Origin of the sequence: Sphingomonas adhaesiva (genome assembly GCF_036946125.1) — a bacterium.
GTDB classification, from domain to species: domain Bacteria; phylum Pseudomonadota; class Alphaproteobacteria; order Sphingomonadales; family Sphingomonadaceae; genus Sphingomonas; species Sphingomonas adhaesiva_A.
Genome location: NZ_JAQIJT010000002.1, coordinates 238,627 through 252,230, shown reverse-complemented (window position 1 = coordinate 252,230; position 13,604 = coordinate 238,627). Strand labels below are relative to the sequence as shown.

The 13,604-nt window shown below is 69.5% G+C and carries 10 protein-coding genes; 5 read left to right on the top strand and 5 right to left on the bottom strand.

Translation table 11 applies throughout. The features are described 5' to 3' along the window. Nucleotides 1-34 precede the first annotated feature (34 nt). From PGN23_RS07660 to PGN23_RS07650, 3 genes are all read left to right on the top strand, one after another. The gene (locus PGN23_RS07660; protein ID WP_335302305.1) at nt 35-1,045 is read left to right on the top strand and encodes a glycosyltransferase family 4 protein; all 1,011 of its coding nucleotides are present in this window, start codon (nt 35-37) and stop codon (nt 1,043-1,045) included. Nucleotides 1,046-1,132: 87 nt separating this feature from the next. Continuing rightward, nucleotides 1,133-2,020, top strand: coding sequence for a DMT family transporter (locus tag PGN23_RS07655; RefSeq protein ID WP_335302304.1), 888 nt, complete (start codon nt 1,133-1,135; stop codon nt 2,018-2,020). A 17-nt stretch (nt 2,021-2,037) separates the two neighbouring features. Then, nucleotides 2,038-2,778 (top strand): MauE/DoxX family redox-associated membrane protein, encoded by a 741-nt coding sequence (locus PGN23_RS07650; protein ID WP_335302303.1) that lies wholly within the window; start codon nt 2,038-2,040, stop codon nt 2,776-2,778. 18 nt (nt 2,779-2,796) lie between these two features. On the opposite strand, the gene PGN23_RS07645 is transcribed toward PGN23_RS07650, so the two are convergent. Continuing rightward, complete coding sequence (locus PGN23_RS07645; protein WP_335302302.1) at nt 2,797-5,340, bottom strand: TonB-dependent receptor; 2,544 nt, start codon at nt 5,338-5,340, stop codon at nt 2,797-2,799. Nucleotides 5,341-5,490: 150 nt separating this feature from the next. Further along, entirely contained in the window at nt 5,491-7,086 is a 1,596-nt protein-coding gene (locus PGN23_RS07640) for a tetratricopeptide repeat-containing sulfotransferase family protein (RefSeq protein ID WP_335302301.1), read from the bottom strand. On the opposite strand from PGN23_RS07640, the gene PGN23_RS07635 reads away from it, so the two are divergent. Beyond that, nucleotides 7,085-8,410, top strand: coding sequence for an amino acid permease (locus PGN23_RS07635; protein WP_335302300.1), 1,326 nt, complete (start codon nt 7,085-7,087; stop codon nt 8,408-8,410). The genes PGN23_RS07640 and PGN23_RS07635 overlap by 2 nt on opposite strands. Here PGN23_RS07635 and PGN23_RS07630 read toward each other — a convergent pair. Together PGN23_RS07630 and PGN23_RS07625 are read right to left on the bottom strand one after the other, a co-directional pair. After that, complete coding sequence (locus PGN23_RS07630; RefSeq protein ID WP_335302299.1) at nt 8,382-9,995, bottom strand: phytoene desaturase family protein; 1,614 nt, start codon at nt 9,993-9,995, stop codon at nt 8,382-8,384. The two genes, PGN23_RS07635 and PGN23_RS07630, sit on opposite strands and share 29 nt — an antisense overlap. Before the next feature lie 19 nt (nt 9,996-10,014). Beyond that, on the bottom strand, nt 10,015-11,193 hold the full coding sequence (locus PGN23_RS07625; protein WP_335302298.1) for an aromatic ring-hydroxylating oxygenase subunit alpha: 1,179 nt from the start codon (nt 11,191-11,193) through the stop codon (nt 10,015-10,017). Nucleotides 11,194-11,240: 47 nt separating this feature from the next. Here PGN23_RS07625 and betI point away from each other — a divergent pair, with 47 nt between their 5' ends. Beyond that, entirely contained in the window at nt 11,241-11,828 is a 588-nt protein-coding gene (betI, locus tag PGN23_RS07620; protein WP_335302297.1) for a transcriptional regulator BetI, read from the top strand. A gap of 372 nt (nt 11,829-12,200) precedes the next feature. Here betI and rmuC read toward each other — a convergent pair whose 3' ends face one another. Further along, entirely contained in the window at nt 12,201-13,580 is a 1,380-nt protein-coding gene (gene rmuC / locus PGN23_RS07615; protein WP_335302296.1) for a DNA recombination protein RmuC, read from the bottom strand. Nucleotides 13,581-13,604: the final 24 nt, after the last annotated feature.

The following is a 13,604-nucleotide window of genomic DNA, read 5'->3' as shown; positions in this document are numbered from 1 at the left end:
CCGTGACAACGCCGGACCGAAGCAGGAAAATCTCATGAAGATCGCGATGCTCGCGCCGATCGCGTGGCGCACCCCGCCGCGCCATTACGGCCCGTGGGAGCTCGTCACCAGCCTGCTGACCGAGGCGCTGGTCGCGCGCGGCGTCGACGTCACGCTGTTCGCGACGCTGGACAGCGTCACCGCCGCCACGCTCGACGGCGTCGTTCCCGCGCCCTATTCGGAGGATCCCGCGATCGATGCGAAGGTGTGGGAATATCGCCACCTGTCGCACCTGTTCGCGCAACGCCACCGCTTCGACCTGATCCACAATCAGGCCGACTTCCCCGCGCACGCCTTCGCGCCGCTGATCGACACCCCGATGGTGACGACGATCCACGGCTTCTCCTCCGACCGCATCCTGCCGATGTATGCGCCGTTCCAGGACCGCGTGCATTATGTCGCGATCAGCGACGCCGACCGGCATCCCGCGCTGCGCTATGCCGCGACGATCCATCACGGCATCCCGCTGGACGACTTCGCCTTCGACGCGACGGGCAGCGACGATCTGCTGTTCTTCGGCCGCCTCCATCCCGACAAGGGCGCGGCGGAGGCGATCGCGGCGGCCCGCACCGCCGGCCGCGCGCTCGACCTGTACGGCATCGTCCAGGATCAGGGCTATCACGACCGCGAGGTGGCGCCTGCGCTCGACGGCACCACGATCCGCTACCACGGCGCCGTGGGGGGCGAGGCGCGTATCCGGGCGCTGGGCGGCGCGCGGGCGCTCCTCCACCTCATCAACTTCGACGAGCCGTTCGGCCTGTCGGTGGTGGAGGCGATGGCGTGCGGCACCCCCGTGATCGCGACGCGCCGCGGGTCGATGCCCGAACTGATCGAGGACGGGGTGACCGGCTTCCTGGTCGATACCCCCGCCCAGGCGACGGCCGCGATCGAACGCGCCGGCGACATCGACCGCGCCGCCTGCCGCCGCGCGGTGGCGGAACGGTTCAGCGTCGAACGGATGGCGGACGAGTATATCGCACTCTATCGCCGTATATTGGGGTCGTAGCGCCACCCGCGTCCCGGTCGACGGATCGTGCGGGGCGGACTTACGTCCAGCCTTGCCATCCAGGCCCCTACCGCGCAGAGCACCGCCATGCGCCTGCGCGATTTCCTCCTGCTCGTCGCCGTCTGCCTGATCTGGGGATTCAGCAACGTCGTCAGCAAGGTAGTGGTGAGCGACTGGCACGTGCCGCCGCTGTTCTTCGCTGCGGTACGCTTCGCGATCGTCGCCGTGGCGACATTGCCCTGGCTCCTGCCGATGCCGCGCCCGGCGTGGCGGATCATCGCCATCGGGCTGCTGATGGGCGGGGGCAATTTCGCGTTGCTGTTCCTGGGGCTTCAGACCGCCTCGCCGTCCGCCGCGGCGGTGGTGATCCAGATCGGCGTACCCTTCACCACGTTGCTCTCCGTCGTCATTCTCAAGGAAAGCATCCATCGCCGCCGCGCCCTGGGGATCGCGCTGACGCTCGCGGGCGTCGTGCTGGTGGTGTGGCGACCCGGCGGCATCGCGCTGTCGGGCGGGCTGCTCTACATCATCGCCTGCGCCTTCGCCGGATCGCTCGGCGCGATCCTGATGAAGCAGATGGAATCGGTGCCGCCGCTGCGCTTCCAGGCGTGGGTCGGCCTCGTCTCTTTCGTGCCGCTCGCGGTCGCCACCGCGCTCATCGAGCAGGCGCAGTGGACGATCGCGATCGCCGCGGGCTGGCCGTTCCTGGCCGCCTTGCTGTTCGCGGCGCTGTTCGTCTCGCTGTTCGCGCACACCGCTTATTACGGGCTGATCGGCCGGTACGAGGCGAACCTGCTCGCCCCGCTGACGCTCATGACGCCGCTCTTCACCATGGCACTGGGCGTCGCCATCACCGGCGACCATCTCGACGCGCGGATGATCGCCGGCGCCGCGCTGGCGCTCGGCGGCGTCCTGATCGTCGCGCTGCGGCGCAAGCGCGCGACCGAGGTTCTGCTGATGAACGAACGCGCCTGACCGCCTATATCGCGGGCATGAAGACCGCCACGCTCTATCGCATGGTCATGCCCGGCCATGTCTGCCCCTTCGGTATCAAGGCCAGGGATCTGCTGCGCCGCCACGGCTACCGGGTCGAGGATCACCACCTGACCACCCGCGCGGAAACGGACGCGTTCAAGGCGGCGCACGACGTGACGACGACGCCGCAGGTCTTCGTCGACGGTGCCCGCATCGGCGGATACGACGACACGCGCCGCTTCCTGGGACTGCGCGTGGCCCAGCCCGGCGCGACCAGCTACCGCCCCGTCATCGCGGTCTTCGCGATGACCGCGCTGATGGCGCTCGCCGCCAGCACCGCCGCGTTCGGCACGCCCTTCACGCTGCGCGCGGGCGAGTGGTTCGTCGCGTTCAGCATGTGCGTGCTCGCGCTGCTGAAGCTGCAGGACGTGGAGACCTTCTCCACGATGTTCCTCAACTACGATCTGCTGGCGCGCCGCTGGCCGCGCTACGGCTATGTCTATCCCTTCGCGGAGGGGATCGCGGGGGTGCTGATGGTCGCGGGAACTTTGCGCTGGCTGTCGGTGCCCATCGCGCTCGTCATCGGCGGCGTCGGCGCGGTGTCCGTGTTCAAGGCGGTCTATGTCGACCGCCGCGAGCTGAAATGCGCCTGCGTCGGCGGCAGCAGCAAGGTGCCGCTCGGCTTCGTCTCGCTGACCGAGAACGTCATGATGGTCGCGATGGCCGTATGGATGGCGGCCCGGATGGCGGCGATGTGAGGTCGCCGCCGCCCGCGATCAGAACTTCGCCCCCAGCCGCAGCCCGAGCGTGCGCGGCGTGATCGGCACCGCATAGGGCCGCTGGTAGCACGACCCGCACTGGATGAAGCGCGAGATCTGGCCCCGCTCGTCCCAGATGTTCCGCGCGAACACCTCGAACGTGTAATTGCCCCACTCCGCACCCACCGCCAGATTGCCGGTGGTATAGGCGGGCAGGCGCCCGATCTCGGCCGCCGGATTGGCGATGCGCCCGGTCCCGGCCTCGACCGCGCGCAGCCGGATGTCGGACGCGGCCGAGCTCTGATGCGCGACCAGCGCCTGGACATAGGCGTTCGCCGCACCGATCGGGACGGTGTAGCGCGCCGTCCCGCTGATCTTGAACCGCGGCGTGATCGGCAGGCGCGTGCCGGTCGGCGAGACGATGTCGGCCGGATCGCCGCTGCACACCGCGGTGGTGCACAGGTTGGTCCGGGTCACCGCGTCGGTATAGGATCCGCTCGCCCCCAGCGTCAGCCCGCCGGCGGACAGGTTGGCGTCCATCTCGATACCGCGGATGCGCGCATCGGGGCCGTTCTGGATGACCGTGAAACTGTTCTCGCCCAGGAACGAAAACTGGAACTTGTCCCAATCCTGCTGATAGATCGCACCGTTCAGCCGCAGCTGCCCGCCCAGCAGCGTCGTCTTCCACCCCAGTTCGTAATTGGTCAGGAAGTCGGCGGCATAATCCGCCACGTCGCCGCGCCGGTTGATCCCGCCCGGGCGGAAGCCCTTGGAGACGGTGCCGTAGAACAGCAGCCCCTCGGCCGGCTTCCACGTCGCGTTGAAACGGTAGGTGACGCCCTGCCCCTCCGCTTCCTTCGGCACGATACCGCCGGCATTGTCGGGCACGCCCAGGTTGGTGCACGGGATGTTGCCGACATCGGGGGTGAACAGGAACGCCCCCGGCGCCCGCCGTGCCTGATACGCGTCGCGCAGCGTACCCCCGCCCGCCAGATAGCAGCCCGCCACGCCGGTCCGGCTGCTGCCCGCCGCGTTGAACGGCTGAGCGCTGAAAGCCGTGCCGCGTGCCGGATCGACGCCGGGATTGCGCCCGAAGCCGAAGAATCCGACCAGCGAATTGTCGTAGATGAACGCGCGCCCGCCCGCCGTCAGCGTCAGCGTCGGCGTCAGGTCGAAGCTGGCCTCGCCGAACACCGCGTAATCCTTGTCGACCCGGTGCTGGCGCGTCAGCCACAGCGTGCCGGGATAGCCGTTGACCGACAGGTCGTTCGCCAGCCCCGGGACCTGATAATCCTGAAAGATGAAGTTGCTCTGCCGCTGGTAGAAGGCGCCCGCCACCAGCCGGAACGGCTCGTCCGCCGGGGACGCGACACGCAATTCCTGACTCGTCTTCTTGAAGTGATCGGTGCCGACGATGCGCTGGCGCGGATCGATCGTGTTGCCGGCATTGTCCTGGAAATAGAAATAGCCCGCCAGCCCGCCGACCGACGAATACAGATTGTCGTACGCCTCGGCGTAATCGGTATAATCGCTGGACTGGAGCGCCTTGCGGTCGAGATACGCGCCCGAATAGGTCACGTCCCAATTGCCGACCTGCCCCTCGATCGTCAGCGCGGCCTGGACGAAACGGTCGCGGCGGAACTCGGGGTAGAAACGCTGGACCTTCAGGTCGCCGACGCGCGCGTCGAAGGCATAGCTGCCGTGGCTGCGCTGCTCCTGATAGAGGACGGTCGGCGTGACCGTCCAGCTGTCGTCCAGGTCGATCTTCAGCGCCGCGCGCCCGCCATAGGTCTCGGTATCGTTATAGTCGTTCTTGACGAACGCCGCGTTGTTGACGGTTCGCCCGCCGATGAACGTCCGCGAACCCGGCACGTTGTCGATGAAGCCGGCGTCCTTCTGATAGAAGCCGACGACGCGCAGCGCCATCGTCGAGGCCAGCGGGATGTTGAGCATCCCCTCCGTGGTATAGCCGATTCCGCCGCTCTTGACCGTGTTCACCTCGCCGTCGACGCGGCCGTAGAAGCCCGATAGGTCGGGCTTGTTGGTGATGATGCGGATCGTGCCCGCCTGGCTCGATGCGCCGTACAGCGTTCCCTGCGGCCCCGCGAGGCTCTCGATCCGCGCGATGTCGTAGATGTGGACGTCGAGCGTACCGCCGATCGTCGTCACCGGCTGCTCGTCGAGATACGTGCCGACCGAGGGCAGCGAGCCGGAATGGTTGCCGTCGCCGCCGCTCGCGACGCCGCGCATATAGACGGTGGTGACGCCCGGCTGCGTCGACTGGAACGCGACCGAGGGCAGCAGCTGGGTATATTGGTTGAAATTGGAGATGTTCAGCTGGTCCAGCCGCCGCGTCCCGATCGCCTGGATGCTGATCGGCACGTTCTGGATATTCTCGTCGCGCTTCTGCGCGGTGACGATGATGTCGTCGCCCTGGGTCGCGCTCGGCGTCTCCGCCGCGGTGGTCTGCCCGGAGCCGGTGCCCGGCGCCTCCTGCGCATATGCCGGCATCGCCGCGGTCGCCAGCAGCGACACGAGTACCCCACGCGCAAAACCCGTCACGACATTATCCCCCGCTGCCGTACCCCTGTTGCGACGAATGCTGTTCCCACCGGCGCGGCGCGTCAATCGGCCGCGACGGGAAACGTCGGGAAACAGTTGCTACCGTTGCGGATATGTCACGACCGCCTGCCCACGGCGCAGGCAACGGCGTCAGCGCGCCTGAAAATCGGGCACGTCGGGATAGGCGTCCGCCACGGCCCCCAACGCTGCGCGAAGCGGCGCCAGATGCGCGGCGAAGGGCCGCCACGCACGGTCGCCGCCGCGAAAGATCGGCTGGCGCACCTGCTCGGAACTGGCGGTGCGCACCGCGCGCTCGGTCCGGTGGAACGACAGGCAGGCGTCCTCGAACGGCAGCCCGACACGCGCCAGCAGGTCGCGGATCCCCGCCTCGGGCGCATCCACCAATGCCTCGTGGATCACCCGCACGACGCGGCCCGGCTGCACCGCATCCAGATGCGCCATCAGCCGGACGTAGTCGCGATAGTAGCGCCCCATGTCCTCCAGTCCGTAGCTGAACCCCTGCCCGCGCGCGAAATGCTGCTTGAAGTTGGAGAAGCAGCACGCCAGCGGATCGCGCCGCGCGTCGATGATCGTGGCGTTGGGCAGGATCAGCCGGATCAGCACGACATGCGCCCAGTTGTTGGGCAGCTTGTCGATGAAGAACGGCCGGTCGGTGCGCCGCTGCACGCTGGCGCGGCGCAGATATTCCGCCCCCAGCGCGCGCGCCTGCTCCGCGGTCAGCGTCGCCAGCCCCTCGGGATAATCGGTCACGCGGCGCGCCATCGCGGGCATATCGGGCAGCTCGGTCGTCCCCTCGACCCGGCTGTGACTGGCCAGGATCTGCTCGATCAGCGTCGAGCCCGCGCGCGGCATCCCCAGCACGAACACCGGGTCGGGCGACGGATCGCCCCAGCCTGCCCGCTCGGCGAAGAACGCGGGCGTCGCCAGCGCGATCAGGCGGTCGACGAAGCGTTCGGTCTCGTCCGCCTCATACCCCATCTGCGCGCGGCGTAGCGCATTGCCCGCGGCGTAATGCGCGAAGGCCTGCTCCGCCTGCCCGCGATCCTCCCACCCCTTGCCCAGCGCGAAGTCGAGGTGCAGCCGGTCCTCCTCCGACAGGTCGTCGCGCGCACGCTCCCGCGCCATCGCGTCCAGATCCGCGTCGTCGAAAGTAACCGTCTTCAGATTGGCGAGACTCCACCACGCCTCGCCCAGTCCGGGCTTCAGCGCGATCGCGCGGCGATAGGCGGCGACGCCGTCCGCCTGTCGCCCGACCGTCTTCAGCATATGCCCCAGGCTCATCCACACCCTGGGCTGCGCGGGCGCGGCGGCGAGGACGTGCTCGTAAAGCGCGATCGCTTCCTCGAACCCGCCCAGCCGCCCCAGCGCCGCCGCCTTCAGATTGGCATGGCCCAGATTGTCGGGCTCCTCCCGCTGAAGCGCGTCCAGTTCCGCCAGCGCCTCGGTCGAGCGGTTCTGGCGATAGAGTACCAGCGCCAGATTGGCGCGCGCCGCGGTGAAGGCGGGCGCCAGCTCCAGCGCGCGGCGCAGCAGCGTCTCGGCATCGCGGTTGCGCCCGATCCGCCCCGCCAGCTCCGCCAGCATCCGGATCGCGCGTGCATCGAACGGATCGCGCTTCAGATACCCGCGCAGCAACGGTTCGGCCACGTCGAGCCGATTGTCGTGGAGCGCCAGCGCGGCCTCGACTAGCATCGGCGGAAAGCGGGCGGGATCAGGGGACATCATGGACGACAGCGAAGACCACGCCACGCGGTCGGGATCAAGCGGCGCGTCGGCCACGCGGGCGATCGGCTTCTGGGCGGCGCTGGCGCTGGTCATGGGCAATCTGATCGGATCGGGCATCTATTTGCTCCCCGCGACGCTCGCGCCGCTGGGGGCGAACGCGGCCTGGGGCTGGGTGGTGACGATCGTCGGCGCGATGACGCTGTCGTTCGTCTTCGCGCGCCTCGCCGCGGCGGTGCCCGCAGGGGGCGGGCCCTATGCCTATGCCGATGCCGCGTTCGGCCCCGCGATCGGGTTCGCCACCGCATGGAGCTACTGGACGCTGGTCTGGGCCGGGAACGGCGCGGTCGCGGTGGCGGTGGTCAGCGCGCTCAGCCTCGCCATCCCCGCGCTGGCACCCCATGCCGCCATCGCCGCGGTGGCGCTGGTCTGGCTCGCGGTGTTCGTCAACATCCGCGGCGTCGGCGTCGCGGCGCGGGTGCAGATGGTGACGATGGTGGTGAAGCTGGTCCCGCTCGCCGCGGTCGTGTTGCTCGCCGTGTGGTGGTGGCTGTCGCACGGCAGCCCCGCCCCCGACGCCGCCCCGCCGGTGCCGGTCACCGCCAGCGCGGTCGCGGGTGCGGCCGCACTCACCTTCTGGGGCTTCCTGGGCGTCGAGTCCGCCACCGTCCCCGCCGAGCGCGTGGCGGACGCGCGCCGCACCGTGCCGCGCGTCACGATGATCGGCACCGCGGCGACGGGCGCGATCTATCTCGCGGTGTCGGGCGCGGTCGCCTGGCTGCTGCCGCGCGGCGCCACCGCCGCCTCGCCCGCGCCGATCGCGGATGCGCTGGGTCTGGCGTTCGGCGGCGGCGTCGCGCGCATCGTCGCGCTGTTCGCCGCGGTCAGCGCGCTCGGCACGCTCAACGGCTTCGTCCTGCTACAGGGAGAGATGCCGCGGGCGATGGCGCGCGGCGGCGTCTTCCCGCGCTGGTTCGCCAGGGAAACCGCCGCCGGCACCCCGGCGCGCGCGCACCTCGTCTCCGGCGTGATGGTCACCGCCGTCACGCTCGCCAACTACACCCGCGGCATGGGCGACCTGTTCGCCTTCGTGGCCGCGGTGTCGCTGGCGGCGGGGATGTACGCCTATGGCGCCAGCGCGCTCGCCGCGGTGCGCCTCCTGCGCGGCGACCGCGTGGCGCAGGCGGCGGGCGTCGCCTGCGCGCTCTTCGTCGCATGGCTCGGCTGGGGCCTGGGCGCGGAGGCGAACCTGTGGGCGATCGTCCTCCTCGCCGCCGGCGTTCCCGTCTATCTCGCGGTCAGGCGCGGCGCCGCAGCCGCCCGATGAGGCTGCGGTCCGCCAGGATCGCGTGCGCGGCATTGTGCCCCGGCGCGCCGGTCACCCCGCCGCCGGGATGCGTTCCCGACCCGCACATGTAGAGCCCCGGCACCGGCGCGCGGTAATCGCCATGCCCCAGCACCGGGCGCGCCGCCCACAATTGGTCCAGCCCCATCTGGCCGTGGAAGATGTCGCCGCCGATCAGCCCGAACTTGCGCTCCAGATCCAGCGGCGAGTGGACCTGCCGCGCGATCACGCTCGCCTTGAAATTGGGCGCATGCCGGTCGACCGTATCGATGATGTGATCCGCCACGTCGTCGCGCACCTCGTCCCAGCTCCGGCCATCCGGCAACTCGGGCGAGAATTGCTGACAGAACAGGCTGGCGATGTGCATCCCCGGGGGTGCCAGCGAATCGTCCACCGTCGTCGGCAGCTTCATCTCGATGATCGGCTTCTTCGACCAGCCATGCACCTTCGCATCGTCGAACGCGCGGTCCATATAGTCCATGCCGGGCGCGATGATGATGCCCGCCGTGTGATGCTCCGCCTTCTCGCGCCCGGGCAGGACGGTGAAGTCGGGCAGTTCGCTCAGCGCCACGTTCATGCGGAACGTGCCCGATCCGGTCTTGAATCCCTTCATCCGGCGCCGGAAATCCTCGGGCAGTTCGTGCCCGTCGACCATGCCGCGATAGAGCATCGCCGGCCCGACGTTCGCCGCGACGATCCCGGCGGCGATCTCCTCCCCGCTGTCCAGCCGGACACCCGCGGCGCGCCCGCCTTCGACCAGCACCTTCGCGACCGGCGCCTCCAGCGAAATCTCGACGCCCGCGTCGACGCACGCCGCCGCCATCGCCTGCGTGATCGCGCCCATCCCGCCGACCGAATGGCCCCACGCACCGAACTTCCCGTTCACCTCGCCGAAGACGTGATGCAGCAGGACATAGGCCGACCCCGGCGTCGACACGCCCGCGAAATTGCCCACCACCGCGTCGAAGCCGAACGCGGTCTTGACGTGATCGTCCTCGAACCAGCCGTCCAGGAAATCGCGTGCCGACTTCGTGAACACGTCCAGCAGGTCGCGCTGCGCCGCGATGTCCAGCTTGGCCAGCGGCCAGCCCTGCCGCGCCGCCGCGACCAGCTCCATGAGCCCGCCCCCGGCGTTGGGCGGTATCTGCAACGCCAGGTCGCGCAGCACCTGCGCCACCTTCTCCAGCGCGGCATCGTAGCGCGGATAGGCCTCCGCATCGTGGCGGCTGAACCGCGCGAACTGCTCCTGCGTGCGCTGCGTGCCGCCGCCCAGCGTCAGATAGGTGTCCTCGAACGGGAAGAAGTTGCTGATCGTCCGCTCGATGATGCGATAGCCGCGATCGTGCAGCTTCATGTCCGCGATCACCTTGGGGCGCAGCAGGCTGACCGTGTAGCTGGCGGTGGAGTTGCGGAATCCGGGGTGGAATTCCTCCGTCACCGCCGCGCCGCCGACGACGTGGCGCCGCTCCAGCACGCGGACCTTCAGCCCGGCGCGCGCGAGATAGAAGGCGCAGACGAGCCCGTTGTGCCCGCCGCCGATGATGATGGCGTCGTATCGCTTGGTCATTCCTGCCCCCCTTTGTTCGTCAGATCGCCCGCACCCGCCGCGACCAGCCGGGCGGCGGCGCGCGGTGCAGCCGTGCCTCGGGGATACGGTCGCGCACCTTGGCCGCGAAGCTGCGCAGGCATACCTCGCTCCGCCCGATCGGACCGGGGGTATAGCTCGACGAGGCCATCCCCTGCTGCACCCGCTCGATCAGCCACGTATCTTCCGCATTGACCGTGCGGTTGATCCGCCAGTTGGCGTAGCGCACCAGCTTCATCTCGCGGCGCTCGTCCGGCAGCGCGAAGGTCATCTCGCGCAGCAGGCACGTCGTCGGCGACAGCGGCAGCCATTGCATGAAGTCGATCTGATCGGCGTAGATGTCGAACGCCATGTTCGGCCACAGCTTGTAATACAGCCACAGCCGCTGGCTTTCTGCCGGCAGGTGCGGAACATGCGGCAGGTGCCTCTGATAGAAGCGCTCCCACGGGTCGTCCGACGCGCGGTCGACCAGCTGTCCCGACATCCTGTCGACCCAGCCCGCCGCCTCGATCGCGTAGCTCTTGCCGAACAGCCGCGTCAGCCCGTCGTGCGCGACGGGGATGTGGAGATTGTCGGAATAATTGTCGCCGACGTTCTTCCAGTTCACCTGCCGCTCGCGACATCTCACGTCGCTTAGCCGCCGCATGTCCTCGAATCGGTAGGGCGCGATCTCGTGATCGTAGGGCGCCATCATCCGCGCCACCGACGGGCCGCCGTCGTCCTCCAGCCGGACGAAGACGAACCCGCGCCAGATCTCCACCTCGACCGGGACCAGCCCGTTGTCCTCCAGTGCCAGCGCGGGATAGTCGCGCCGCATCGGCACGCCCGTCAGCCGCCCGTCGAGCTCGTACGCCCAGGCGTGGTAAGGGCAGACCAGCTTCCTCGCGCACCCGCTGTCGCCATCGACCAGCCGCATCGCGCGGTGACGACACACGTTGTGGAACGCGCGGACGACCCCGTCCTCGCCGCGCAGGACGACGATATTCTCGCCCAGATACGCGAGCGTCCGCCACGCGCCGGACGCGGCGACGTCGCTCTCGTGACACACGATCTGCCATGACGGACGGATGATCCGCGCGCATTCGACCTCGAAGAATTCCGGGTCGGTGTAGAGCCACCCCGGCAGGCTCCAGTCGGCGTCCGGGTCGTGCCCGGCCAGATCGTCATGTCGATGCGCCATCACGGGCTCCGATTGCGTGTTGCACGATCGTATAATAAGGTTCGCACATGAGCAAGCCGTCGCGTGCCACGCCGGAGGTCCGCCGCCTCGACCTGATCGCGGCGACCGCGCGGGTCCTTGCCGCGCAGGGTGCCGCGGGCGCGTCGGTGCGCACGATCGCCGCGGAGGCCGGCGTGTCGCCGGGCCTCGTCACCCATCATTTCGGCGGCGTCGCGCGTCTGGTGGAGGCGACCTACGACCATGTCGCGGGGCAGGTCGAACGGGCGCTGGACGAGGCGATGGCCCGCGCCGGCGACGCGCCCCATGCGCGCCTGACGGCGTATGTCGAGGCCAGCTTCGCGCCGCCGATCGCGGACCCCGCCCTGCTGGCGACGTGGATCGCCTTCTGGAGCATGGCGCGTGCCGATCCGGCGATGGCGGCGAGCCATGCGCGCCACTATGCGGGCTACCGTGCGACGCTGGAGGCGCTGCTGGCGGCGTGCGGCGTCGCCGAACCGCGCCGCCGCCTAGCCGCGGTGGGCGTCGCCGCGCTGGTCGACGGCCTGTGGCTGGAGCTATGCCTGTCGTCCGGCACCTTCGACGAGGCCGAGGCGCGGGCGTTGACCGCGGACTATCTTGCGATGCTGACGGGTTGAAAAGAGGGGCATCCCGATCATGGTGCCGGGGGCAGGCAGAACCGCATCCCTCGCCATACCCGCTCGCCGACATGACGTTTTGCATACGTCTGGCCAAGGCGGGACCTTTGCAAAACGGGTCAACAGCATCCAGCCCATGCCGTGCTCCTGCGCAGGCCGGAGCCCAGGGCCGAGCAGATCAACGCCTTATGGGACCCGCAACCCTGGGCTCCTGCCTGCGCGGGAGCACGGTGTAGCTTTCGTCAAAATCTCGCGCAGGCCGGAGCCCGGTCGGGTTTCGTGGAAGGGCAGCGCGCCTCGCGTCCGATCCCGCGCCTGCGCCGGGGAGCACCGCCCCCAAGGTGCGGCACCGCCTTACCGGGGCGCCCGCCCTTATTCCGCTGCATCCTCCACGACCGTCAGCTTGGTCAGCGGACGCGCCGCCTGCTCGCCCACCGGCAGCGCCTCGATCGACTTCGTGCCGGTATCGACGTTCAGCGCCTCGAACCGGCGCGCGCTGGTCAGTACCTGGCTCTCCAGGCTGCCGACGAAGGCGTTGTACGCGCCCATCGCGGTGTCCAGGTTCTTGCCCAGTTTCGCGACATGCCCGCCCATCACCGCGAGCCGCGCGTACAATTCCTTGCCCAGCGCGCCGATCTCCTGCGCCTGCAACGCGAGCTTCTCCTGCCGCCATACCGCCGCCACCGTCCGTGCGATCGCGATCAGGTTCGTCGGCGTCGCCAGCAACACGCGGCGCTCGAACGCGAAGTCCCACAGGGTCGCGTCATGCTCCAGCGCGGCGGACAGGAAATGCTCGCCCGGCACGAACATCACGACATATTCCGGCGCATCGTCGAACTGCGTCCAATAGGCCTTGGCCCCCAGCGCGTTGACGTGGGTCCGCATCGATTGCGCATGCGCCGCCAGCCCGATCCGGCGCTCGGCATCGTCCACCGCGCCGAACGCATCCTGATAGGCGTTGAGCGACACCTTCGCATCGATGATGAGCGACTTGCCGCCCGGCACGCGCACGATTGCGTCGGGGCGGAGACGCCCGCCGTCATCGCCCGCGACCGACACCTCCATCGCGAAATCGGTGTGTTCGGCAAGCCCGCACGCCTCCAGCACGTTGCGCAACTGCTGCTCGCCCCAGCGTCCCCGCGCCTTGGGCGCGTTGCGGAGCGCGTTGACCAGCTTCGCCGCCTCGCCCGAGACGCGCTCCTGCCCCTCGCGCATCGCCGCGATCTGGCCGTGGAGCTGCCCGAAGGCGTCGCGCCGCTCCGCCTCGATCTTCGCCACACCCTCCTCATAGCGCGTCAGTCGGTCGTTCACCGGCTGCAACAGCGCGCGGATCCCCTGCCCCGCCTGCTCCTCGGACTGTTTCAGCCGCGCCTCCGCGCGCTCCAGGAACGTCTTCTGCGCGTCGGTCAGCGCGGTCTGCGCCACCTCGCGGAAGCGCAGCGTCATATCGTCGGCCGCGACCTTCAGGTCGGCGATGCGCTGCTCCGCCGCGCGCCCCTCGGCGGTCAGCCGCGACACCTCCAGCCGCGCCGCCTCGCGCTCGTCGCGCACCTGCCCCAGCTCGGTCCGCAGCGCCTCCGTCGCCCGCGCGCGCTCCTCCGCGCCCGCCAGGTCGACGATCGCGCGCTTGAAATGCTCGGCCTGCGCATCGCGCTCGCCGCGCAGCGCCTGCGCCTCGCGCCGCCCGGCCAGCCAGCCCAGCAACGCGCCGAGCGCCACCGCGACCAGGGCGACGAGGAGATAGTCGATCATTCCCGGAACATACAACGAACGCGG